17 protein-coding genes are annotated in these 24,222 nt (G+C 52.1%); 9 read left to right on the top strand and 8 right to left on the bottom strand.

The window, feature by feature from the left end; genetic code table 11:
- Positions 1 to 206 precede the first annotated feature (206 nt).
- The gene (gene guaC, locus A9180_RS00745) at positions 207 to 1,250 is read left to right on the top strand and encodes a GMP reductase (RefSeq protein WP_001217354.1); all 1,044 of its coding nucleotides are present in this window, start codon (positions 207 to 209) and stop codon (positions 1,248 to 1,250) included.
- Positions 1,251 to 1,284: 34 nt separating this feature from the next.
- Here the strand turns inward: guaC and hofC are convergent, their stop codons facing one another.
- From hofC to nadC, 4 genes are all read right to left on the bottom strand, one after another.
- The gene (gene hofC, locus A9180_RS00740; protein ID WP_064525155.1) at positions 1,285 to 2,487 is read right to left on the bottom strand and encodes a protein transport protein HofC; all 1,203 of its coding nucleotides are present in this window, start codon (positions 2,485 to 2,487) and stop codon (positions 1,285 to 1,287) included.
- Positions 2,477 to 3,862 (bottom strand): type II secretion system protein GspE, encoded by a 1,386-nt coding sequence (gene gspE, locus A9180_RS00735; RefSeq protein WP_064525152.1) that lies wholly within the window; start codon positions 3,860 to 3,862, stop codon positions 2,477 to 2,479. The genes hofC and gspE overlap by 11 nt, the downstream gene beginning before the upstream one ends.
- 9 nt (positions 3,863 to 3,871) lie before the next feature.
- Positions 3,872 to 4,312 (bottom strand): prepilin peptidase-dependent pilin, encoded by a 441-nt coding sequence (gene ppdD / locus A9180_RS00730; protein WP_064525149.1) that lies wholly within the window; start codon positions 4,310 to 4,312, stop codon positions 3,872 to 3,874.
- Positions 4,313 to 4,514: 202 nt separating this feature from the next.
- Positions 4,515 to 5,408, bottom strand: coding sequence for a carboxylating nicotinate-nucleotide diphosphorylase (gene nadC, locus A9180_RS00720; RefSeq protein ID WP_064525146.1), 894 nt, complete (start codon positions 5,406 to 5,408; stop codon positions 4,515 to 4,517).
- 87 nt (positions 5,409 to 5,495) lie between these two features.
- On the opposite strand from nadC, the gene ampD reads away from it, so the two are divergent.
- A complete protein-coding gene (ampD, locus tag A9180_RS00715) occupies positions 5,496 to 6,047 on the top strand; it encodes a 1,6-anhydro-N-acetylmuramyl-L-alanine amidase AmpD (RefSeq protein WP_064525143.1) in 552 nt (183 codons plus the stop codon).
- Positions 6,044 to 6,898: a beta-lactamase regulator AmpE gene (ampE, locus tag A9180_RS00710; protein WP_064525141.1), complete on the top strand. Its 855-nt coding sequence runs from the start codon at positions 6,044 to 6,046 to the stop codon at positions 6,896 to 6,898. The genes ampD and ampE overlap by 4 nt, the downstream gene beginning before the upstream one ends.
- A gap of 29 nt (positions 6,899 to 6,927) precedes the next feature.
- On the opposite strand, the gene A9180_RS00705 is transcribed toward ampE, so the two are convergent.
- From A9180_RS00705 to aroP, 3 genes are all read right to left on the bottom strand, one after another.
- A complete protein-coding gene (locus A9180_RS00705; protein WP_064525138.1) occupies positions 6,928 to 7,878 on the bottom strand; it encodes a family 43 glycosylhydrolase in 951 nt (316 codons plus the stop codon).
- Positions 7,878 to 9,284, bottom strand: coding sequence for a glycoside-pentoside-hexuronide (GPH):cation symporter (locus A9180_RS00700; RefSeq protein WP_064525135.1), 1,407 nt, complete (start codon positions 9,282 to 9,284; stop codon positions 7,878 to 7,880). Before A9180_RS00700 ends, A9180_RS00705 begins: the two co-directional genes overlap by 1 nt.
- Before the next feature lie 158 nt (positions 9,285 to 9,442).
- A complete protein-coding gene (gene aroP / locus A9180_RS00695; protein WP_074399394.1) occupies positions 9,443 to 10,816 on the bottom strand; it encodes an aromatic amino acid transporter AroP in 1,374 nt (457 codons plus the stop codon).
- 540 nt (positions 10,817 to 11,356) lie between these two features.
- Between aroP and pdhR the strand changes: the two genes are divergently transcribed.
- The 4 genes from pdhR to lpdA all read left to right on the top strand — a co-directional run bounded on the left by pdhR (position 11,357) and on the right by lpdA (position 18,602).
- Complete coding sequence (gene pdhR / locus A9180_RS00690) at positions 11,357 to 12,121, top strand: pyruvate dehydrogenase complex transcriptional repressor PdhR (RefSeq protein ID WP_000331776.1); 765 nt, start codon at positions 11,357 to 11,359, stop codon at positions 12,119 to 12,121.
- Positions 12,122 to 12,282: 161 nt separating this feature from the next.
- A complete protein-coding gene (gene aceE / locus A9180_RS00685) occupies positions 12,283 to 14,946 on the top strand; it encodes a pyruvate dehydrogenase (acetyl-transferring), homodimeric type (RefSeq protein ID WP_000003834.1) in 2,664 nt (887 codons plus the stop codon).
- Between the two features lie 14 nt (positions 14,947 to 14,960).
- A complete protein-coding gene (aceF, locus tag A9180_RS00680; RefSeq protein ID WP_000963518.1) occupies positions 14,961 to 16,853 on the top strand; it encodes a pyruvate dehydrogenase complex dihydrolipoyllysine-residue acetyltransferase in 1,893 nt (630 codons plus the stop codon).
- Between the two features lie 324 nt (positions 16,854 to 17,177).
- Complete coding sequence (gene lpdA, locus A9180_RS00675; RefSeq protein WP_000102484.1) at positions 17,178 to 18,602, top strand: dihydrolipoyl dehydrogenase; 1,425 nt, start codon at positions 17,178 to 17,180, stop codon at positions 18,600 to 18,602.
- 242 nt (positions 18,603 to 18,844) lie between these two features.
- Here the strand turns inward: lpdA and A9180_RS00670 are convergent, their stop codons facing one another.
- On the bottom strand, positions 18,845 to 20,695 hold the full coding sequence (locus A9180_RS00670) for a DUF3300 domain-containing protein (RefSeq protein WP_064525127.1): 1,851 nt from the start codon (positions 20,693 to 20,695) through the stop codon (positions 18,845 to 18,847).
- 354 nt (positions 20,696 to 21,049) lie between these two features.
- Between A9180_RS00670 and acnB the strand changes: the two genes are divergently transcribed.
- The gene (gene acnB, locus A9180_RS00665; RefSeq protein WP_064525124.1) at positions 21,050 to 23,647 is read left to right on the top strand and encodes a bifunctional aconitate hydratase 2/2-methylisocitrate dehydratase; all 2,598 of its coding nucleotides are present in this window, start codon (positions 21,050 to 21,052) and stop codon (positions 23,645 to 23,647) included.
- 175 nt (positions 23,648 to 23,822) lie between these two features.
- The gene (yacL, locus tag A9180_RS00660) at positions 23,823 to 24,185 is read left to right on the top strand and encodes a protein YacL (RefSeq protein WP_010350025.1); all 363 of its coding nucleotides are present in this window, start codon (positions 23,823 to 23,825) and stop codon (positions 24,183 to 24,185) included.
- The last annotated feature ends 37 nt before the right edge of the window (positions 24,186 to 24,222 follow it).

The raw sequence follows: 24,222 nt of genomic DNA, 5'->3' as shown, positions 1-24,222 counted from the left end.
TTCATCATGATTATCAAAATGTTAATAAAGAGCGCGCGAAAGCGAAATTGATGAAACGTTCGCCCACTATTTACCAGGTAAATTTATGGGATTGTAGCGTAAAAAAAGACAATTTCGCAGTCTTGCGCCATATCGATTAGTGCGTATGATAGCGTCACTGGAGTTGCGCTCTTACCCTTATAGCCATTAACCCCAGGAATCTGCACATGCGTATCGAAGAAGATCTGAAGTTAGGTTTTAAAGACGTCCTCATCCGCCCTAAACGCTCTACTCTTAAAAGCCGTTCCGATGTTGAACTGGAACGTCAATTCACCTTCAAGCATTCAGGTCAAAGCTGGTCCGGCGTGCCGATTATCGCCGCAAATATGGACACCGTAGGCACTTTTACTATGGCTACGGCACTGGCTTCTTTCGATATTCTGACCGCTGTACATAAACATTACTCTGTTGAAGAGTGGCAAGCGTTTATCAACAATTCTTCCGCTGATGTGCTGAAACATGTGATGGTTTCTACTGGCACGTCAGATGCCGATTTCGAAAAAACTAAACAAATTCTCGACCTGAATCCGGCATTAAACTTCGTTTGTATTGATGTTGCGAATGGATATTCCGAGCACTTCGTGCAGTTTGTTGCGAAGGCACGTGAAGCGTGGCCGACCAAAACCATTTGTGCAGGTAATGTGGTAACTGGCGAAATGTGTGAGGAGCTTATCCTCTCCGGTGCCGATATCGTTAAAGTTGGCATTGGCCCTGGCTCTGTTTGTACAACTCGCGTGAAAACGGGCGTCGGTTATCCGCAGCTTTCTGCGGTGATCGAATGTGCCGATGCCGCGCACGGTCTGGGCGGGATGATCGTCAGCGATGGCGGTTGTACCACACCGGGCGATGTGGCTAAAGCTTTTGGTGGCGGTGCCGATTTCGTAATGCTGGGCGGAATGCTGGCGGGTCACGAAGAGAGCGGCGGCCGTATTGTTGAAGAGAACGGCGAGAAATTTATGCTGTTCTACGGTATGAGCTCCGAGTCTGCGATGAAACGTCACGTTGGCGGCGTTGCGGAATATCGCGCAGCAGAAGGTAAAACCGTTAAGCTGCCTCTGCGCGGTCCGGTTGAAAATACCGCGCGTGATATTTTAGGCGGCCTGCGTTCAGCCTGCACTTACGTTGGGGCTTCACGCCTGAAAGAGTTGACCAAGCGCACCACGTTTATCCGCGTACTGGAACAAGAAAACCGCATCTTCAATAACCTGTAATCTCCCAATGCTGGCGTGGAGCAACACGCCAGCATTATCCCACCCCACTCATCGCATCGCTCAGATGGAAAATTGGCAGATACATTGCCACTACTAACGTACCGATAATTCCTCCGGTAATGACCAGCAACGCTGGTTCCAGTAAGGCGGCAAGGTTATCTGCCAGCGCCAGCGTGTTATCCCGATGATGATGGGCAAGATTCTCCAGCATGAGATCCAGCGACCCGGATGTCTCTCCTGTTCTCACTAACTGCAAACAGAGCGAGCTAAACTCCCCTGCATTTTTTAGCGCCAGCCAGATGGGCTGACCGTTACTGATATCATGCTGAATTTGTGTCAGAAGTTGCGCCCAGTACGGGCAGCGTATCGTCTCTCTGACGCTCTCAACCCCCTGCAAAAAAGTAATCCCCGCACTTTGTGTCAGTGCCAGAATCGTAAAGATCTGCGTGAGTCTTTGTCCCCGCATCAGGGCTCCCATAATCGGGATGCGTAATAACCATTTCTGCCGCGCAATAAGCCAGGTTGGGCGACGCATCAGCAGCTTGTTGGCTATCGCCAACAGAAAGCCGAGCACTATCAGCAGCCAGCCCCATTCGCCACTAAAGTCTGCCAGCGTCATGATCCCCTGCGTTAGTGCCGGTAGCGGAGTGTTAAAGGTTTTATAGATAGCGGCAAATTCCGGCAGGACAAAATGCAGCATTGCCACAACGACCATTATCGCCATCGTTAAAATGATAATGGGGTAACGCAACGCTGATTTCACTTTGTCGGCCAACTGGCGCTGGGCTTTTTGCTGACGCGCCAGTTCAAAGCAGCATTCATCCAGCTTACCGGTCATTTCCCCCGTGCGGATCATCGACTGGTAAAGCGGCGGAAAAACCTCTGACCAGGGCAATAAGGCACTGGAAAAGGCCACGCCCTGTTCGAGATCGTGAGCCAGCGATTGCAACAATGCCTGCCATTGCTTACTTGGATGCTGTTCAGCCAGCAGTGCCAGCCCTTCAGAAAGCGTTAACCCGGCTTTAAGTAGCGTCGCCAGTTGATGAATGACTTCCGCGCTTTTATCTCCGCGCCACTGTGCGGAACTGATATTGACTCGCTTCAGGTGCAGTGGGGTAACCCTTTGCTGCTGTAGATCCAAAAGTAGCAAAGCGCGACTCTCTGACCATTGCATCCCATCTTGCGCGTTGCCGTCACGAGTTATGCCATGCCATCGCCAGAGTTGCTTATTCGCCATGCGGCATCCCCAACACGCGGATTAACTCTTCAAAGGTGGTTAAGCCCTGTTCCACGGCCAGGCAGCCGTTTTCAAAAAGTGTGCGCATACCTGTCCGCCTGGCGTGTGTTTCCAGCGATCCAACTTCAGCATTAGAGGAAATAAGCTGGCGTATGGCTGGCGTAATGGGCAGAACTTCAAACAGGGCGGTACGACCATAAAAACCGTGGTAGCAATGTTCGCAACCTGGTGCCTGCCAGCGGGACAGCGGAGATGACCATATATTGTCTGGAAGACGAATCGGTTCCTCTTGCCGTTGGCGACAATGCGGGCAAAGTTTACGTACCAGACGCTGGGCTATTACCAGCGTAAGCGCCGACGAGAGCATCCAGCGGGCAACGCCCATTTGCTGTAAACGTACCAGTGTTTCGCAGGTGGAGTTGGTGTGTAGCGTGGACAATACCAGATGACCCGTTTGTGCGGCTTTAATGGCGATTTCTGCCGTTTCGCCATCGCGGATCTCTCCGATCATGATGACGTCGGGGTCCTGGCGCAATAACGCACGCAAAACGCCCTGAAAGGTAAGACCGGCACGCGGATGGATTTGCGTCTGGTTTATCCCGGCGATGGGGATCTCAACCGGATCTTCCACGCTGCAAATATTAATATCAGCGGTATTCAGCGTTTGCAGGGCGCTATACAGCGTGACTGTTTTGCCGCTTCCGGTTGGGCCTGTTACCAGCACCAGACCCTGTGGTTGCTGCAAGGCGTGGGTAAAGTCCGTCAGTTGTGACGGTTGCATCCCCAGCGTGTTGACATCCAGCGCCTGGTCCACCTGCTGTAACAACCGTAATACTACCTTTTCACCGCCGCGACATGGCAAGGTAGCAATGCGAAATGAGACGGCGTTCCCCGTCAGTTCGACAGTGAATTGCCCGTCTTGCGGCAGGCGATGTTCTGCAATATCCAGGCTTCCCAGCACTTTTAACCTGGCGGTTAAAGCGACCCCGGCATCCAGTGAAATATCAGGTAAAGGATGCAGCACGCCGTCGATACGCAAGCGGATGCGATAGCTATTGTCCGCTGGTTCGATATGAATATCAGATGCACGTTGTTCCAGTGCAGATTGCAACGTATGAGTCAGCAACTCTGCTTTGGGCTGATGCTTATCGTGAACGGCCACGGGCAATGTCTGTTGTGAGCGACTGGCGTGACCTTCCATTTGTTGGCGCGTCCAGCAGGTGATCTCAATACGTTTAGTGGTAGCGAAATGCAATGCATCCAGCAACTCATGTGAGGGGGCGTCGACCACCGCAACATGAACCACTTCTTCGCTGGCATCCAGTAAGACCCCCTGGTAACGCAGACACAGGGCGGTGAGCTGTGAAATATTCATTGCCGCTCCTTAGTTGGCGTCATCAAAGCGGAAGACGTCTTCGCAGGCTTGCTGCAACGCGCTGTCACTTTGAATATTGCAGTTACGCGTCCAGCCGGTGACACCGTTAGCGTTATCCCAACCGGGCGTCATGATGACGCTTAAACCATTGAGGCTCTCTTGCCCGGTCAGCGACACTACTCCCTTTGCCACGCTCATAGCAGAAACATAGCGGGTAGTGGTGGGCGAGGGGATGCCATTGCTGCCGCCGTCGCAGGTGTCCAGTCCGCCATGTTCCAGTGCGCATAACTCTATGGCGGTGCGGTAAGGCACAAAGGTTTGTAGCATGTCGGTGAGAGCGGCTTTGCGCAGGTAGTTCTGATAAGCCGGAATGCCAATGGCGCTTAAAATGGCAATGATGCCAATAACCACCATCAGTTCGATAAGTGTAAAACCGCGTTGCTTGTCCATCTGTTTCGCTCCTTGATTTGGTTAGCGCTACTTTGGCAAACGCCATCAGCACAGGCGAGGGGCAAAAAACGAAACGGGAAGGCGGCTTCAGATGTTTTTTATTACGTTGCAGCAAAAGACAGAAAATTTGCGAGGCGTTACGAAGAAAGGAGGGAAGGGAAGAATATCCGCCCCGTTACAGAGCGGATAAGTCTGTCAGCAGTTAGCGAAAACGCATTGAAAGGTCGAGTGCCTGCACGTGCTTGGTCAGCGCGCCGACGGAGATAAAGTCCACGCCCGTTTCGGCAAATTCGCGCAGCGTTTTGTCGGTGACGTTGCCAGACACTTCCAGCAGCGCCTTGCCGTTGGTGCGTTTAACTGCTTTGCGCATCTGTTCTGTGTCGAAGTTATCCAGCATGATGATATCGGCACCTGCTTTCAGGGCTTCATCAAGTTCTTCCAGATTCTCTACTTCAACTTCTACTGGCGCATCTGGATGCAGCCAGGACGCTTTTTCGACCGCCTGGCGCACTGAGCCGGAGGCAATAATATGGTTTTCTTTGATCAGGAAGGCATCAGAAAGCCCCAGACGGTGGTTAGCACCGCCGCCGCAAAGTACCGCATATTTCAATGCAGAACGCAGGCCTGGTAAGGTTTTGCGCGTATCCAGCAACTGTGTGTCGGTGCCTTCCAGCAATTCAACATAGTGGCGAACCTTACTGGCTACGCCAGAAAGAGTTTGTACAAAATTAAGCGCAGTACGTTCGCCGGTTAACAACACGCGGGATGGGCCTTCGAGTTCGAAAAGGAGTTGATTGGCGTTAATGACATCACCGTCATCCACATGCCAGATAATGGTGACATCGTCGCCTGCCAGTTGAATAAACACTTCTTCAACCCAGCGTTTTCCGCAAAATACGCCATTCTCGCGGGTGATCACCGTGGCATGAGAGCGAGAATTTTCCGGTAAAAGTTTTGCCGTAATGTCGTTGTTGGCATCAACTGTTCCGCCTAAATCTTCCCGCAACGCTTGGGCCACCGCGCCGGGGATATCGAGATTAATGCGTTCCAGCAGCTCGTCACGTCGGGTGTCAGGGTTATAGCGGCGAGGCGGCATGTTAAAACTCCAGATAGCTAACGAATCATAAGGTAGAAACATGCTACTCTGAACCGGGTATTAGCACCACATATAAGGAGATCCTGCATGTTGTTAGAACAGGGGTGGCTGGTCGGCGCGCGCCGCGTTCCCTCACCACATTACGATTGTCGCCCGGATGACGAAACTCCCACCTTGCTGGTGGTGCACAATATTAGCCTGCCGCCAGGCGAGTTTGGCGGTCCGTGGATTGATGCATTATTCACCGGGACTATTGATCCGCAGGCACATCCCTTCTTTGCCGAGATTGCCCATTTACGCGTTTCCGCTCACTGTTTGATTCGCCGTGATGGTGAAATTGTCCAGTATGTTCCTTTCGATAAACGCGCCTGGCATGCGGGGGTATCTCAGTATCAAGGTCGCGAGCGCTGTAATGATTTTTCTATTGGGATTGAGCTGGAAGGCACTGATACGCTGGCTTATACCGATGCGCAGTATCAGCAACTGGCGGCGGTTACGCGGGCGCTGATTCATCGCTATCCAGATATCGCTAATAACATGACGGGGCATTGCGATATTGCGCCGGATCGTAAAACCGATCCTGGTCCTGCATTTGATTGGGCACGGTTTCGTGCGCTGGTCAGCAAGGAGACAACATGACGCTATTCACAACCTTACTGGTGTTAATTTTCGAGCGCCTGTTTAAGCTGGGCGAGCACTGGCAGCTTGATCACCGCCTCGAGGCGTTCTTTCGGCGGGTGAAACATTTCTCGCTGGGGCGCACATTAGGAATGACCATTATTGCGATGGGGGCGACCTTTTTACTGTTGCGCGCGTTGCATGGGTTATTGTTCAACGTCCCGACGCTGGTGGTGTGGCTGTTGCTTGGTTTACTGTGTATTGGCGCAGGTAAAGTTCGTCTCCATTATCATGCTTATCTGACCGCAGCTTCTCGTAACGATAGCCATGCCCGTTCCACGATGGCTGGCGAGTTAACCATGATTCATGGCGTCCCCGCAGACTGCGATGAGCGTGAGTTTTTGCGTGAACTGCAAAATGCCCTGTTGTGGATTAACTTTCGTTTTTACCTTGCGCCGCTGTTCTGGCTGATTGTGGGGGGAACCTGGGGGCCCGTTACCCTGACGGGGTATGCGTTTTTGCGTGCATGGCAATACTGGCTGGCGCGTTACCAGACGCCGCATCATCGTTTACAGTCGGGAGTTGACGCCGTGCTTCATGTACTGGATTGGGTGCCAGTTCGCCTTGCGGGCGTAGTTTATGCCTTGATTGGTCACGGTGAGAAAGCGTTGCCTGCCTGGTTTGCTTCACTGACCGATTTCCATACATCGCAATACCAGGTACTAACGCGTCTGGCGCAGTTTTCTCTGGCGCGTGAACCGCATGTCGATAAGGTGGAGACGCCGAAAGCAGCGGTTTCAATGGCGAAGAAAACTTCGTTCGTGGTTGTGGTAGTGATTGCGCTGCTGACGATTTACGGGGCGTTGGTGTAGTGCCCGGCGATATACACCGGGCAATGTAATCAGTAAGTTTCCGCAGGTGGGATGCCAAAGTCAGGCATCCCATTTTCGTCCCAGCGAATTAATTTTAAGCGAGTATGACGGTTGGGATCGTAAAGTGGATCGCCTTCAATTTCGGTGTAATTACGTGCGTGGTAGACCAATACATCATCACCGTCTGGGGTTTGGGTAAAGCTATTATGGCCAGGGCCATACTGTTGGTTTGCATAGCTGGTCGAAAAGACCGGGTGGGTCGATTTATGCCAGTTCTCTGGCACTTTCGGGTCAGCGTCAATGTCTATCCACAATAACCCCATGCAGTAGTTCTCATCGGTGGCACTGGCAGAGTAACTAATAAATAGTCGGTTACCATGCGTCACAACAGCCGGACCTTCATTGACCCAGAATCCGCGACATTCCCAGTCATACTCTGGTTTGCTCAACATCACCGGCTCGCCTTTAATCGTCCATGGGTTTTCCATTTCTGCCAGATAAATATTTGAGTTCCCTGCGATATCCGGCGCTTTTTGCGCCCATAGATACCACTGTTTTCCCTGATGGTGAAAGGTGGTGGCATCAAGGGCAAACGTATCAAATGGTGTTTTAACTTGCCCTTTTTCAACCCACGTTCCGGTGAGCGGATTGGCATCACGGCATTCGAGGACAAACATCCGGTGCTGAAACATTCCCAGTTTGTCGAGCGCTTGAGTGTGGGTAGCTGCAAAATAGATATACCACCGGTCTTCAATATGATGCAGCTCCGGTGCCCAGATAAGCTCGCTCATGGGACCGCTTTGCGGTTTACGCCACACCACGACAGGAGTGGCGCTTCGCAGTCCGATGAGTGAATTTGCCCGGCGAATTTCCAGCCGGTCATACTCCGGCACCGAGGCGATAAAGTAATAGTTGTTGCCATCGCGCAGGATAAAGGGATCGGCGCGTTGCTCGATAAACGGATTCGGCCAGTCTTGCATTAGGCTTTCCTTACTGTTTCTACAGCGTTTATTTCCTGATAATCATTAAGTTCGCGGTAATTGGTACGACGTTTTTCCAGATCGCTTTGAATGCGTTTCATCAGTTCGCGGTCTACTTTTAGTAAACGGACCACTCCCGCGGTAATCAGATAACCCACTCCGGGAATGACGGTAAAGAGCAGCACAATACCGTTAATCGCCGTGGCGCTTTGGGCTTTCGCACCAGCATCGTAGCCGTACCATGAGAGCAGAAAGCCCACCATCGCCCCGGCAATGGCCAGGCCCAGTTTCAGGAAGAAAAGGTTACCGGAGAAGCTGATGCCGGTGATACGTTTACCGGTCTTCCATTCGCCGTAGTCGTCGACGTCTGCCATCAGTGACCAGTGCAGCGGGGAAGGGATCTGATGCAGAATGTTGAGGAGGAAGTAAAGCACCACAATCATCACCGTGGCGTGCGGATCGAAGAGGTAAAATGTGCAGGAAAAAATGGCCAGCGCGATGTTGGTCCAGAAGAAGACTTTCAGTTTGCACCAGCGGTCGGTTAACACTTTCGCCAGCATACTACCAATCATCATTCCGACAACGCCGAGGCTAATAAAGAGTGTGGCAAACTGTGTACTATCTCCCATTACCCAGGTCACATAGTACATGGTTGCTGCCATGCGGATGAATCCTGGGCAGACGTTACATAAGGTGAGCAGCAAAATGCGCACCCACTGATCGTTTTTCCAGACATCTTTAAAATCATTCTTCATGTCGTCATGTGTGGGTACCGCCGGACGAATGCGCTCGCGAACAGTGGCAAAACAAAATAGAAACATGCACATGCCGATTATCGCCAGTACGGTCATCGCCAGTTGATATCCCTTCGCTTTGTTATCGCCGCCAAATAGATCCACCATCGGCAGTAGCGTCAGCGAGAGCAGAAGTGTGGCGATCCCTACCATTACAAAACGGTACGACTGACAGGCCACACGTTCTTGTGGATCGTTAGTGATTACACCGCCTAACGAACAGTAAGGAATGTTGATGGCGGTGTAAGTCAGGGAGAGCAGGAAATAAGTGGCAAAGGCATAGATAACTTTGCTGCTGTAGTTCCACTCTGGCGTGGTGAACATCAGGATGCTAAACAGTGCGTAGGGGAAAGCAATCCACAGCAACCAGGGGCGAAAACGACCATATTTGCTTTGAGTCCGGTCTGCAATGGCGCCCATAATCGGGTCAGTTACGGCATCAATGACGCGTACCGAAAGTAATAATACGCCAACCAATGCGGGGGCAAGACCAAAAATATCCGTATAAAAATAGTTAACAAACAGCATGATAGCACCAAAGATGATGTTGCATCCTGCATCGCCCATCCCATAGCCGATCTTTTCTCTTACTGATAATTTACTGCTGTTCATAGAGAAGACTCCCCATCAAGTGATGAAGATAATTATTCGCTTGATATGGGGAAATTGCGTTGCAGGATAGCGCCACTGATATGGAGGATATAGCTATACAGGGAAAAGTGTGAGGCAGGTAACAACCCTCACCCAGAACGGGTGAGGGCGTAGAGAAATTAATGCGCTTTTACGGTTTTTGCGGCTTTCTCTTTGAACAGATAGCCGATGCCTAACACCACCAGCCATACCGGGATCAGGTATACCGAAATCGCCATTCCTGGCGTCATCAGCATAATCACCAGTACCGCCGCCATAAACAGCAGGCAGATCCAGTTACCCAGCGGATAGAGCAGAGCAGGGAAGCGGGTAGCCACGCCTTGTGCTTGTTTGGCGCGACGGAATTTCATGTGCGCAAGACTTATCATCGCCCAGTTAATAACCAGTGCAGAAACTACCAACGCCATTAACAGGCCGAACGCAGATTCTGGAGCAAGGTAGTTAATCAGTACACACAATGCTGTAACCAGCGCAGATACCAGGATGGTATTTACCGGCACGCCGCGTTTATCGACAGACGCCAGCGCTTTTGGCGCATTGCCTTGTTGAGCCAGACCAAACAGCATACGGCTGTTGCAGTAGACGCAACTGTTGTAAACCGAAAGTGCCGCCGTCAGTACCACAATGTTCAGGGCGTTTGCGACAAAAGTATCGCCTAACTCGTGGAAGATCAGTACAAATGGGCTGGTATCGGCGGTAACGCGTGTCCACGGCATCAGCGAGAGCAGAACGGCTAACGAACCAATGTAGAAAATCAGGATGCGGTAGATAACCTGGTTAGTCGCTTTGGGAATACTTTGCTCTGGGTTATCAGCTTCTGCTGCGGTGATCCCTACCAGTTCCAGACCACCGAACGAGAACATGATAATCGCCATCATCATCACCAGCCCGGTAAAGCCGTGCGGCAGGAAGCCGCCCTGTTCCCAAAGGTTGCGAACGCTCGCCTGAGGGCCACCGTTGCCGCTGAACAACAGCCAGCCGCCGAAGATGATCATCGCCACTACCGCAATAACTTTGATAATGGCAAACCAGAACTCCATCTCACCAAACACTTTAACGTTGGTCAGGTTGATGGCGTTGATCACCACAAAGAACACGGCGGCAGAAGCCCAGGTTGGGATTTCCGGATACCAGAACTGAATGTATTTGCCGACAGCCGTAAGTTCTGCCATGGCAACTAAAACGTACAGTACCCAATAGTTCCAGCCAGAAGCGAATCCGGCAAAGCTGCCCCAGTATTTATAAGCAAAGTGGCTGAAGGAGCCTGCGACAGGTTCTTCGACCACCATTTCACCTAGCTGACGCATGATCAGAAAAGCGATAAAACCTGCAATGGCATAACCCAGAATAATCCCTGGCCCTGCGGACTGTATTACGGAGGCGCTTCCCAGGAATAGCCCGGTCCCTATCGCGCCACCCAGCGCGATAAGCTGAATATGGCGGTTTTTAAGGCCGCGCTTTAGCTGCTCGCCGTGCTGTTGACCTTCCATCATGAAACCTCGTGCGGTGGTTGTTTTTTTGATCTACGCAATGATGCGTGTGTAAGTTTGCAATTCCGTTTGTTGTATTAATTTATTTACATCAAAGAAGCTTGAATTGTTACAGAAAGACTTCCGTCAGATCAAGAATAATGGTATGAGCCAACGAATGCACCCGCTTTATGCATGGTTGAAGATGGGTTGCTTAAAAAGACACCGTTTGTAAAGTCCCGACCAAATTATCTTCATCACAATGCGTGAATATAAATTCACTTAAACTGAATTAGAAATCAAAAAATTGGTAAGTGAATCGGTTCAATTTGGATTTTTATAGTTTAATAATCGTTAAAAAATTCCTTTCGCACGTAAAGCCTACATTTGTGCATAGTTACAACTTTGAAACGTTATATATGTCAAGTTGTTAAAATGTGCACAGTTTCATGATTTCAATCAAAACCTGTATGGACATAAGGTGAATACTTTGTTACTTTAGCGTCACAGACATGAAATTGGTAAGACCAATTGACTTCGGCAAGTGGCTTAAGACAGGAACTCATGGCCTACAGCAAAATCCGCCAACCAAAACTCTCCGATGTGATTGAGCAGCAACTGGAGTTTTTGATCCTCGAAGGCACTCTCCGCCCGGGCGAAAAACTCCCACCGGAACGCGAACTGGCGAAACAGTTCGACGTATCCCGTCCCTCCTTGCGTGAGGCGATTCAACGCCTCGAAGCGAAGGGCTTGTTGCTTCGTCGCCAGGGTGGCGGCACGTTTGTTCAGAGCAGCCTCTGGCAAAGCTTCAGCGATCCGCTGGTGGAGCTGCTCTCCGACCATCCTGAATCACAGTATGACTTGCTCGAAACACGACACGCCCTGGAAGGTATCGCCGCTTATTACGCCGCGCTGCGTAGTACCGATGAAGACAAGGAACGCATCCGTGAACTCCATCACGCCATAGAGCTGGCGCAGCAGTCTGGCGATCTGGACGCGGAATCAAACGCCGTACTCCAGTATCAGATTGCCGTCACCGAAGCGGCCCACAATGTGGTTTTGCTTCATCTGCTAAGGTGTATGGAGCCGATGTTGGCCCAGAATGTCCGTCAGAACTTCGAATTGCTCTATTCGCGTCGCGAGATGCTGCCGCTGGTGAGTAGTCACCGCACCCGCATATTCGAAGCGATTATGGCCGGTAAGCCGGAAGAAGCGCGCGAAGCATCGCATCGCCATCTGGCCTTTATCGAAGAAATTTTGCTCGACAGAAGCCGTGAAGAGAGTCGCCGTGAGCGTTCTCTGCGCCGTCTGGAGCAACGAAAGAATTAGTGATTTTTCTGGTGAAAATTAACCAGAAGATGTTGTAAATCAAGCGCAAATATAAAGCGCGGCAACTAAACGTAGAACCTGTCTTATTGGGCTTTCCGGCGAGAGTTCAATGGGACAGGTTCCAGAAAACTCAACGTTATTAGATAGATAAGGAATAACCCATGTCAGAACGTTTCCCAAATGACGTGGATCCGATCGAAACTCGCGACTGGCTCCAGGCGATCGAATCGGTCATCCGTGAAGAAGGTGTTGAGCGTGCTCAGTATCTGATCGACCAACTGCTTGCTGAAGCCCGCAAAGGCGGAGTCAACGTAGCCGCAGGCACCGGCGTCAGCAACTACATCAACACCATCCCCGTTGAAGAACAACCGGAGTATCCGGGTAATCTGGAACTGGAACGCCGTATTCGTTCAGCTATCCGCTGGAACGCCATCATGACGGTTTTGCGTGCGTCGAAAAAAGACCTCGAACTGGGCGGCCACATGGCGTCCTTCCAGTCTTCCGCAACCATTTATGATGTGTGCTTTAACCACTTCTTCCGTGCACGCAACGAGCAGGATGGCGGCGACCTGGTTTACTTCCAGGGCCACATCTCCCCGGGCGTTTACGCACGTGCTTTCCTGGAAGGTCGTCTGACTCAAGAGCAGCTGGATAACTTCCGTCAGGAAGTTCACGGCAATGGCCTCTCTTCCTACCCGCACCCGAAACTGATGCCGGAATTCTGGCAGTTCCCGACCGTATCTATGGGGCTGGGTCCGATTGGTGCTATTTACCAGGCTAAGTTCCTGAAATATCTGGAACACCGTGGCCTGAAAGATACCTCTAAACAGACCGTTTACGCTTTCCTCGGCGACGGCGAGATGGACGAACCTGAATCCAAAGGTGCGATCACCATCGCTACCCGTGAAAAACTGGATAACCTGGTCTTCGTTATCAACTGTAACCTGCAGCGTCTTGACGGCCCGGTAACCGGTAACGGCAAGATCATCAACGAACTGGAAGGCATCTTCGAAGGTGCTGGCTGGAACGTGATCAAAGTGATGTGGGGTAGCCGTTGGGATGAACTGCTGCGTAAAGATACCAGCGGTAAACTGATCCAGCTGATGAACGAAACCGTTGACGGCGACTACCAGACCTTCAAATCGAAAGATGGTGCGTACGTTCGTGAACACTTCTTCGGTAAATATCCGGAAACCGCAGCACTGGTTGCAGACTGGACTGATGAGCAGATCTGGGCTCTGAACCGCGGTGGTCACGATCCGAAGAAAATCTACGCTGCATTCAAGAAAGCGCAGGAAACCAAAGGCAAAGCGACAGTAATCCTTGCTCATACCATTAAAGGTTACGGCATGGGCGACGCGGCTGAAGGTAAAAACATCGCGCACCAGGTTAAGAAAATGAACATGGACGGCGTGCGTCATATCCGCGACCGTTTCAATGTGCCGGTGTCTGACGCTGATATCGAAAAACTGCCGTACATCACCTTCCCGGAAGGTTCTGAAGAGCATACCTATCTGCACGCACAGCGTCAGAAACTGCACGGTTATCTGCCAAGCCGCCAGCCGAACTTCACCGAGAAGCTGGAGCTGCCGAGCCTGCAAGACTTCGGCGCGCTGCTGGAAGAGCAGAGCAAAGAGATCTCTACCACTATCGCTTTCGTTCGCGCCCTGAACGTGATGCTGAAGAACAAGTCGATCAAAGACCGCCTGGTGCCGATCATCGCCGACGAAGCGCGTACTTTCGGTATGGAAGGTTTGTTCCGTCAGATTGGTATTTACAGCCCGAACGGTCAGCAGTACACCCCGCAGGACCGCGAGCAGGTTGCTTACTATAAAGAAGACGAGAAAGGTCAGATTCTGCAGGAAGGGATCAACGAGCTGGGCGCAGGTTGTTCCTGGCTGGCAGCGGCGACCTCTTACAGCACCAACAATCTGCCGATGATCCCGTTCTACATCTATTACTCGATGTTCGGCTTCCAGCGTATCGGTGATCTGTGCTGGGCGGCTGGCGACCAGCAAGCGCGTGGCTTCCTGATCGGCGGTACTTCCGGTCGTACCACCCTGAACGGCGAAGGTCTGCAGCACGAAGATGGTCACAGCCACATTCAGTCGCTGACTATCCCGAACTGTATCTCTTACGACCCGGCTTACGCTTACGAAGTTGCTGTCATTATGCATGACGGTCTGGAGCGTATGTACGGTGAAAAACAAGAGAACGTTTACTATTACATCACCACGCTGAACGAAAACTACCACATGCCGGCAATGCCGGAAGGTGCTGAGGAAGGTATCCGTAAAGGTATCTACAAACTCGAAACCATTGAAGGTAGCAAAGGTAAAGTTCAGCTGCTGGGCTCCGGTTCTATCCTGCGTCACGTCCGTGAAGCAGCAGAGATCCTGGCGAAAGACTACGGCGTAGGTTCTGACGTTTATAGCGTGACCTCCTTCACCGAACTGGCGCGTGATGGTCAGGATTGTGAACGCTGGAACATGCTGCACCCGCTGGAAACTCCGCGCGTTCCGTACATCGCTCAGGTGATGAACGACGCTCCGGCAGTAGCATCTACCGACTATATGAAACTGTTCGCTGAACAGGTCCGTACTTACGTACCGGCCGACGACTACCGCGTACTGGGTACTGATGGCTTCGGTCGTTCCGACAGCCGTGAGAACCTGCGTCACCACTTCGAAGTTGATGCTTCCTATGTCGTGGTTGCGGCGCTGGGCGAACTGGCTAAACGTGGCGAAATCGATAAGAAAGTGGTTGCTGACGCAATCGCCAAATTCAACATCGATGCAGAAAAAGTTAACCCGCGTCTGGCGTAAGAGGTAAAAGAATAATGGCTATCGAAATCAAAGTACCGGACATCGGGGCTGATGAAGTTGAAATCACCGAGATCCTGGTCAAAGTGGGCGACAAAGTTGAAGCCGAACAGTCGCTGATCACCGTAGAAGGCGACAAAGCCTCTATGGAAGTTCCGTCTCCACAGGCGGGTATCGTTAAAGAGATCAAAGTCTCTGTTGGCGATAAAACCCAGACCGGTGCACTTATTATGATTTTCGATTCCGCCGACGGTGCAGCTGACGCTGCACCTGCTCAGGCAGAAGAGAAGAAAGAAGCAGCTCCGGCAGCAGCACCAGCGGCTGCGGCGGCAAAAGACGTAAACGTTCCGGATATCGGCAGCGATGAAGTCGAAGTGACCGAAATCCTGGTGAAAGTGGGCGACAAAGTTGAAGCTGAACAGTCGCTGATCACCGTAGAAGGCGACAAGGCTTCTATGGAAGTTCCTGCACCGTTTGCTGGCACCGTGAAAGAGATCAAAGTGAACGTGGGTGACAAAGTGTCTACCGGCTCGCTGATTATGGTCTTCGAAGTAGCAGGTGAAGCAGGCGCGGCAGCTCCGGCGGCTAAACAGGAAGCGGCTCCGGCAGCAGCACCTGCACCAGCGGCTGGTGTGAAAGAAGTTAACGTTCCGGATATCGGCGGTGACGAAGTTGAAGTGACCGAAGTGATGGTGAAAGTGGGCGATAAAGTTGCCGCTGAACAGTCACTGATTACCGTTGAAGGCGACAAAGCTTCTATGGAAGTTCCGGCTCCTTTTGCTGGCGTCGTGAAGGAACTGAAAGTCAACGTTGGCGATAAAGTGAAAACTGGCTCGCTGATTATGATCTTCGAAGTTGAAGGTGCAGCGCCTGCGGCAGCTCCAGCGAAACAGGAAGCGGCAGCTCCGGCTCCGGCAGCAAAAGCTGAAGCCCCGGCAGCAGCACCGGCTGCGAAAGCCGAAGGCAAATCTGAATTCGCTGAAAACGACGCTTACGTTCACGCGACTCCGCTGATCCGCCGTCTGGCACGTGAGTTTGGTGTTAACCTGGCGAAAGTGAAAGGCACTGGCCGTAAAGGCCGTATCCTGCGCGAAGACGTTCAGGCTTACGTGAAAGAAGCTATCAAACGTGCAGAAGCGGCTCCGGCGGCGACTGGCGGCGGTATCCCTGGCATGCTGCCATGGCCGAAGGTGGACTTCAGTAAGTTTGGTGAAATCGAAGAAGTGGAACTGGGCCGTATCCAGAAAATCTCTGGTGCTAACCTGAGCCGTAACTGGGTGATGATCCCGCATGTTACTCACTTCGACAAAACGGATATCACCGAGCTGGAAGCGTTCCGTAAACAGCAGAACGAAGAAGCAGCGAAACGTAAGCTGGATGTGAAGATAACCCCAGTTGTCTTCATCATGAAAGCCGTTGCTGCGGCACTTGAGCAGATGCCTCGCTTCAACAGTTCGCTGTCGGAAGACGGTCAGCGTCTGACCCTGAAGAAATACATCAACATTGGTGTGGCGGTGGATACTCCGAACGGTCTGGTTGTTCCGGTATTCAAAGACGTCAACAAGAAAGGCATCATCGAACTGTCTCGCGAGCTGATGACTATTTCTAAGAAAGCGCGTGACGGTAAGCTGACTGCGGGCGAAATGCAGGGCGGTTGCTTCACCATCTCCAGCATCGGTGGCCTGGGTACTACCCACTTCGCGCCGATTGTGAACGCGCCGGAAGTGGCTATCCTCGGTGTTTCCAAGTCCGCGATGGAACCTGTGTGGAATGGTAAAGAGTTCGTGCCGCGTCTGATGCTGCCGATTTCTCTCTCCTTCGACCACCGCGTGATCGACGGTGCTGATGGTGCGCGTTTCATTACCATCATTAACAACACGCTATCTGACATTCGCCGTCTGGTGATGTAAATAAAAGAGCCGGCCCAACGGCCGGCTTTTTTCTGGTAATCTCATGAATGTATTGAGATTATTAGCGAATAGACAAATCGGTTGCCGTTTGTTGTTTAAAAATTGTTAACAATTTTGTAAAATACCGACGGATAGAACGACCCGGTGGTGGTTAGGGTATTACTTCACATACCCTATGGATTTCTGGGTGCAGCAAGGTAGCAAGCGCCAGAATCCTCAGGAGCTTACATAAGTAAGTGACTGGGGTGAGGGCGTGAAGCTAACGCCACTGCGGCCTGAAAGACGACGGGTATGACCGCCGGAGATAAATAAATAGAGGTCATGATGAGTACTGAAATCAAAACTCAGGTCGTGGTACTTGGGGCAGGCCCCGCAGGTTACTCTGCTGCCTTCCGTTGCGCTGATTTAGGTCTGGAAACCGTAATCGTAGAACGCTACAACACCCTCGGCGGTGTTTGCCTGAACGTCGGCTGTATCCCTTCTAAAGCACTGTTGCACGTAGCAAAAGTTATCGAAGAAGCCAAAGCTTTGGCTGAACACGGTATCGTCTTCGGCGAACCGAAAACCGATATCGACAAGATTCGTACCTGGAAAGAGAAAGTTATCAATCAGCTGACCGGCGGTCTGGCTGGTATGGCGAAAGGCCGCAAAGTCAAAGTGGTCAACGGTCTGGGTAAATTCACCGGGGCTAACACCCTGGAAGTTGAAGGCGAGAACGGTAAAACTGTGATCAACTTCGACAACGCGATCATCGCAGCGGGTTCTCGCCCGATCCAACTGCCGTTTATTCCGCATGAAGATCCGCGTATCTGGGACTCCACTGACGCGCTGGAACTGAAAGAAGTACCAGAACGCCTGCTGGTAATGGGTGGCGGTATCATCGGTCTGGAAATGGGGACGGTATACCACGCGCTGGGTTCACAGATTGACGTGGTTGAAATGTTCGACCAGGTTATCCCGGCAGCTGACAAAGACATCGTTAAAGTCTTCACCAAGCGTATCAGTAAGAAATTCAACCTGATGCTGGAAACCAAAGTCACCGCCGTTGAAGCAAAAGAAGACGGTATTTATGTGACGATGGAAGGTAAAAAAGCACCGGCTGAACCGCAGCGTTACGACGCCGTTCTGGTAGCGATTGGTCGTGTGCCGAACGGTAAAAACCTCGACGCAGGCAAAGCGGGCGTGGAAGTGGACGACCGTGGTTTCATCCGCGTTGACAAACAGCTGCGGACCAACGTACCGCACATCTTTGCTATCGGCGATATCGTCGGTCAGCCGATGCTGGCGCACAAAGGTGTTCACGAAGGTCACGTTGCCGCTGAAGTTATCGCTGGTAAGAAACACTACTTCGATCCGAAAGTTATCCCGTCTATCGCCTATACCGAACCAGAAGTTGCATGGGTGGGTCTGACTGAGAAAGAAGCGAAAGAGAAAGGCATCAGCTACGAAACCGCCACCTTCCCGTGGGCTGCTTCTGGTCGTGCTATCGCTTCTGACTGCGCAGACGGTATGACCAAGCTGATTTTCGACAAAGAATCTCACCGTGTGATCGGTGGTGCGATTGTCGGTACTAACGGCGGCGAGCTGCTGGGTGAAATCGGTCTGGCAATCGAAATGGGTTGTGACGCAGAAGATATCGCACTGACCATCCACGCGCACCCGACTCTGCACGAGTCTGTGGGCCTGGCGGCAGAAATATTCGAAGGTAGCATCACCGACCTGCCTAACCCGAAAGCGAAGAAGAAGTAATTCTTTGTGTGCCGGAACATCCGGTAAATTAAGAAGCGGCTATCCTGGCCGCTTCAGATTGTTGACAAAGTGCTCGTTGTTGATGTCGGATGCGGCGTAAACGCCTTATCCGACCTACAAAGTCATGCAAATTCAATATATTGCATGACTCGTGTAGGCCCGATAAGCTTGTGCATCAGGCAATTCGATGTTTGCCATCAGTCTTAAGCGGCTAACAACGCCGCTTTTTTTACGCCTGCAATTTACCTTTCGAGTCTTCTTGCTCCACGCTCAGACAACCGTTCGCGTACCGCTGAACGCTGCTCGTTATTCAGTCGGGCAGTATGGTTACTGTCGTTTAGACGTTGTGGGCGGCTCTCCTGAACTTTCTCTCGAAAAACCTGACGTTGTTCAGGAGATGCTGATTGAACACGCTGGCGGGCATTATCACGTTGTTGTTGGTTCAGTGGGCGCTGCTGTACTTTTTCCTTAAATACCTGACGCAGCTCTGGTGATGCGGATTGAATACGCTGACGCGCCGCCTCTCTTTGCTGTTGATTCTGTGGGTTAGTCTGCATTTTTTCGCGGGCTGCCTGGCGCTGTTCGGGCGAGGCAGACTGAATACGCTGACGTGCCGCCTCTCTTTGCTGTTGGTTTTGCGGGTTAGTCTGCATTTTCTCGCGGAACGCCTGGCGCTGTTCAGGTGAGGCAGACTGATAACGCTGACGAGCGGCGTCCTTTTGTTGCGGGGTCAGTGGTTGGCGACGGCTGAATTCGCGGAAGTCGTCATAGCTTCCATAGTGTTCAGCTTCATTAAACCGCTGTGCCGCAGCCTGACGCTGGGGATCGCGCGTAGTGACTGGTGCGGCGTGTGTTCGTTGCTGAAACTGACTTGCTGCCGCCTGGCGCTGGCTGTCGCGCGATAGCGCAGGTAATTGCGTGGCGCTCATGCCGCCACTGACATTGGTTTGATGAAACCGCTTTGCCATATCCTGATCATGATAAGGCACACCATCGCGGTAATTTGGATTGTGCCGCCATGCCATATTCTTGTCAGTAAGATGTTCACCAGTAATGCGGTTGAAATTGTTGACGTCGATATTGATGTTGTCGCCGTTGTGTTGCCAGCCATTACCGTCACGATGACCGCCATCGTGGTGATGATAATCATCATCGTCATGATGATGGTCATGATCGTCGTCATCCCAGTCGATGCTGCTGAAAAGTGCGTACGTGGTAGCAACGCCCATGCTGTAGCCGAAACCGCGCACAAAACTGTCAACAAATGGTTCTCCGGCTGGCGGCGGCAGGTAAACCGGCGGATACGCGGAATTGGCCCAGTTCCCGTAAACCACGGTCGGGTTGTAGTTGGGAATATAAACCACATCCGGATTGGTTGGTTCGATAGTTATTACGGTTGGTGCAGGTTCTGCGACGACGGGGCTGGACGTAGAAACGGTATTTGATTGTGTGACGGGAGCCGTGACAGCCTGTTTTACCGGTACAGTTTTCTTCGTTGTCGTAATAACTTTCTGTTCGGTTGATGATTTCAGCGATCCGGTTTGTTGCGCCAGTTGGCGCAAACGCTGTACCGAGTCCATCACATCCTGCGGTTGTGCCAGAAACGCGTCGCCAAGATTTTGCACCCATTGCGGGTTTTCACCCATCAACGCCATCAATTGCGGAAAAGCCACCAGCGATTTGACGCTGGCATCCCACGGCTGGCCGGACACTGCTTCAATAGCGGCATCACCTTGTTTAAGTGGGTTATCGTGCGACCACTGCACGGCCTGGGCGACATTTGCCGGATAGGTCGATGCCATCAGCACCTGCGAAAGCAGGGCGTCGGGATATAGCGCGACGGGCGCGACCCATTGATCGATTTGTGCAGTGCTGAATGCGGATTTGACGACGGCAGGCGTTACGGGAGGCGCGGAAACCGTTGCAGGAAGCGTAACTGCGGTGATATCAGGCGCAGCCTGTTGTGCCGGTTGTGTTTGTACGGGCGTTTCCACAGTGCGGCTTTTCACATACAGCGTACCGGAAGCTGCACATAGCCCGGCACTGCAAATCAGCGCCAGCACATGGGGTTTAAACGGCAAAGTCATTTTCATAATTCGGATCTCAAGGAAATCGCAATGGTTGGCGAACTGCCACCCGCAGGCGCTGTGAATCTGAGTATAAAGAGGCGGTAGTTTAAATTTTGACTAATGTTGGGATTCGTTGAGAAAGGTGATTATCACCATGCGAATTAACAAGGTTTTTACGGAGGGAAACAATCTCTAGACCATCCTTAACGATTCAGCCACTTTTTTATGTTGCTTTTTTGTAAACAGATTAACACATCGTCAAAATCCTGCTATTCTGCCCGTTGCGGTACTGGGCATTTACCCTACAAACTGCTGTCTCACAGGAGCGTGAAGAGAATCGCCTGCCGCACTATGACAATGAGAGCGAGGAGAACCGTCGTGCTAGAAGAATACCGTAAGCACGTAGCTGAACGTGCCGCAGAGGGGATTGCGCCCAAACCCCTGGATGCCACTCAAATGGCTGCGCTTGTAGAGCTGCTGAAAAACCCGCCCGCGGGCGAAGAAGAATTCCTGTTAGATCTGTTAACCAACCGAGTTCCCCCAGGCGTCGATGAAGCCGCCTATGTAAAAGCTGGTTTCCTGGCTGCTGTCGCGAAAGGCGAAGCCAAATCCCCACTGCTGACTCCAGAAAAAGCCATTGAACTGCTGGGTACTATGCAGGGTGGTTACAACATTCATCCGCTGATCGACGCACTGGACGATGACAAACTGGCACCGATTGCTGCTAAAGCACTGTCTCATACGCTGCTGATGTTCGATAACTTCTATGACGTAGAAGAGAAAGCCAAAGCAGGCAACAAATACGCGAAGCAGGTTATGCAGTCCTGGGCGGATGCCGAATGGTTCCTGAATCGCCCGGCGCTGGCTGAAAAACTGACCGTTACCGTCTTCAAAGTGACCGGCGAAACCAACACCGATGACCTCTCTCCGGCACCGGATGCGTGGTCACGTCCGGATATCCCACTGCACGCCCTGGCAATGCTGAAGAACGCCCGTGAAGGCATCGAGCCAGATCAGCCGGGTGTTGTTGGCCCGATCAAGCAAATCGAAGCCCTGCAACAGAAAGGTTTCCCGCTGGCTTACGTCGGTGATGTTGTGGGTACTGGTTCATCGCGTAAATCCGCCACTAACTCCGTACTGTGGTTTATGGGCGATGATATTCCGCATGTGCCAAACAAACGCGGCGGCGGTCTGTGCCTCGGCGGCAAAATTGCGCCAATCTTCTTTAACACGATGGAAGATGCCGGTGCGCTGCCAATTGAAGTGGATGTTTCTAACCTGAATATGGGTGACGTGATTGACGTTTACCCTTACAAAGGCGAAGTGCGTAATCACGAAACCAACGAGCTGCTGGCGACCTTTGAACTGAAAACCGACGTACTGATTGATGAAGTGCGTGCGGGCGGTCGTATTCCATTGATTATCGGCCGTGGCCTGACCACCAAAGCGCGTGAAGCACTTGGCCTGCCGCAGAGCGATGTTTTCCGTCAGGCGAAAGACGTGGCGGAAAGCGACCGTGGCTACTCGCTGGCGCAGAAAATGGTTGGCCGTGCCTGTGGCGTGAAAGGCATTCGTCCGGGCGCTTACTGCGAACCGAAAATGACTTCTGTCGGTTCTCAGGACACTACTGGTCCAATGACCCGTGATGAACTGAAAGACCTGGCGTGCCTGGGCTTCTCGGCTGACCTGGTGATGCAGTCTTTCTGTCACACTGCGGCTTATCCGAAGCCGGTTGACGTTAACACACACCACACGCTGCCGGACTTCATTATGAACCGTGGCGGAGTGTCGCTGCGTCCGGGTGACGGCGTGATCCACTCCTGGCTGAATCGTATGCTGCTGCCGGATACCGTCGGTACTGGCGGTGACTCCCATACCCGTTTCCCGATCGGTATCTCCTTCCCGGCGGGTTCTGGTCTGGTGGCGTTTGCTGCCGCAACAGGTGTAATGCCACTGGATATGCCGGAATCTGTTCTGGTGCGCTTCAAAGGCAAGATGCAGCCGGGCATCACCCTGCGCGATCTGGTACATGCCATTCCGCTGTATGCGATCAAACAAGGTCTGCTGACCGTTGAGAAGAAAGGCAAGAAAAACATCTTCTCTGGTCGCATCCTGGAAATTGAAGGTCTGCCGGATCTGAAAGTTGAGCAGGCATTTGAGCTGACCGATGCGTCCGCTGAACGTTCCGCTGCCGGTTGTACCATCAAGCTGAATAAAGAGCCGATCATCGAGTACCTGAACTCCAACATTGTCCTGCTGAAGTGGATGATCGCGGAAGGTTACGGCGATCGTCGTACTCTGGAACGTCGTATTCAGGGCATGGAAAAATGGCTGGCGAATCCTGAGCTGCTGGAAGCCGATGCGGATGCGGAATATGCGGCAGTGATCGACATCGATCTGGCTGATATCAAAGAGCCAATCCTTTGTGCGCCGAATGATCCGGATGACGCACGTCCGCTGTCTGCGGTACAGGGCGAGAAGATCGACGAAGTGTTTATCGGTTCCTGCATGACCAACATCGGTCACTTCCGTGCCGCAGGTAAACTGCTGGATGCGCACAAAGGCCAGTTGCCGACCCGCCTGTGGGTGGCACCGCCAACCCGTATGGACGCCGCACAGCTGACCGAAGAAGGCTACTACAGCGTCTTCGGTAAGAGTGGTGCGCGTATCGAGATCCCAGGCTGTTCCCTGTGTATGGGCAACCAGGCGCGTGTGGCAGACGGTGCGACGGTGGTTTCCACCTCTACCCGTAACTTCCCGAACCGTCTGGGTACTGGCGCGAATGTCTTCCTGGCTTCTGCGGAACTGGCCGCTGTCGCGGCACTTCTTGGCAAACTGCCAACGCCGGAAGAGTACCAGACCTACGTTGCGCAGGTGGATAAAACTGCCGTTGATACTTACCGTTACCTGAACTTCAACCAGCTTTCTCAGTACACCGAAAAAGCCGATGGGGTGATTTTCCAGACTGCGGTTTAATAAGTCAGCGCACTTGCTGCGCATAAACGAGACAATGCCCGGTGAATGTGCTTCCCGGGCATTTTTTTATTCCTAAACCATCGTCGTTCCGCTGTTTTTCTCCGGTAAGGCTGCGATAATTACATCAATGGCGCAATGCGATTTCGGCGCATTGCCGGGAGCAGAGGAACACACTATGGATTACGAATTTCTGCGCGATATTACCGGAGTGGTAAAGGTGCGCATGTCCATGGGGCATGAAGTGGTCGGGCACTGGTTTAATGAAGAGGTGAAAGAAAACCTGGCCTTGCTTGATGAAGTGGAAGACGCCGCGCGCACGCTAAAAGGTAGCGAACGTTCCTGGCAGCGAGCAGGGCATGAATATACCCTATGGATGGATGGCGAGGAGGTAATGATCCGCGCCAATCAACTGGAATTTGCGGGTGACGAAATGGAAGAAGGGATGAACTACTACGACGAAGAAAGTCTGTCGCTGTGCGGCGTTGAGGATTTTCTGCAAGTGGTGGCGGCTTACCGTAATTTCGTGCAGCAGAAGTAAATAAATCTGGCGGAGCCTACGTGCTCCGCCAGAGCCG

Origin of the sequence: Escherichia sp. B1147, from assembly GCF_001660175.1 — a bacterium.
Classification (GTDB): Bacteria; Pseudomonadota; Gammaproteobacteria; order Enterobacterales; family Enterobacteriaceae; genus Escherichia; species Escherichia whittamii.
The sequence above is the reverse complement of the archived record's forward strand: the minus strand, read 5'-3'. Positions and strand labels throughout refer to the sequence as shown.

Excerpts from the sequence above, each read along its gene's own strand:
- guaC (WP_001217354.1), top strand. The coding sequence starts at position 207 with ATGCGTATCGAAGAAGATCTGAAGTTAGGTTTTAAAGACGTCCTCATC.
- hofC (WP_064525155.1), bottom strand. The coding sequence starts at position 2,487 with ATGGCGAATAAGCAACTCTGGCGATGGCATGGCATAACTCGTGACGGC.
- gspE (WP_064525152.1), bottom strand. The coding sequence starts at position 3,862 with ATGAATATTTCACAGCTCACCGCCCTGTGTCTGCGTTACCAGGGGGTC.
- ppdD (WP_064525149.1), bottom strand. The coding sequence starts at position 4,312 with ATGGACAAGCAACGCGGTTTTACACTTATCGAACTGATGGTGGTTATT.
- nadC (WP_064525146.1), bottom strand. The coding sequence starts at position 5,408 with ATGCCGCCTCGCCGCTATAACCCTGACACCCGACGTGACGAGCTGCTG.
- ampD (WP_064525143.1), top strand. The coding sequence starts at position 5,496 with ATGTTGTTAGAACAGGGGTGGCTGGTCGGCGCGCGCCGCGTTCCCTCA.
- ampE (WP_064525141.1), top strand. The coding sequence starts at position 6,044 with ATGACGCTATTCACAACCTTACTGGTGTTAATTTTCGAGCGCCTGTTT.
- A9180_RS00705 (WP_064525138.1), bottom strand. The coding sequence starts at position 7,878 with ATGCAAGACTGGCCGAATCCGTTTATCGAGCAACGCGCCGATCCCTTT.
- A9180_RS00700 (WP_064525135.1), bottom strand. The coding sequence starts at position 9,284 with ATGAACAGCAGTAAATTATCAGTAAGAGAAAAGATCGGCTATGGGATG.
- aroP (WP_074399394.1), bottom strand. The coding sequence starts at position 10,816 with ATGATGGAAGGTCAACAGCACGGCGAGCAGCTAAAGCGCGGCCTTAAA.
- pdhR (WP_000331776.1), top strand. The coding sequence starts at position 11,357 with ATGGCCTACAGCAAAATCCGCCAACCAAAACTCTCCGATGTGATTGAG.
- aceE (WP_000003834.1), top strand. The coding sequence starts at position 12,283 with ATGTCAGAACGTTTCCCAAATGACGTGGATCCGATCGAAACTCGCGAC.
- aceF (WP_000963518.1), top strand. The coding sequence starts at position 14,961 with ATGGCTATCGAAATCAAAGTACCGGACATCGGGGCTGATGAAGTTGAA.
- lpdA (WP_000102484.1), top strand. The coding sequence starts at position 17,178 with ATGAGTACTGAAATCAAAACTCAGGTCGTGGTACTTGGGGCAGGCCCC.
- A9180_RS00670 (WP_064525127.1), bottom strand. The coding sequence starts at position 20,695 with ATGAAAATGACTTTGCCGTTTAAACCCCATGTGCTGGCGCTGATTTGC.
- yacL (WP_010350025.1), top strand. The coding sequence starts at position 23,823 with ATGGATTACGAATTTCTGCGCGATATTACCGGAGTGGTAAAGGTGCGC.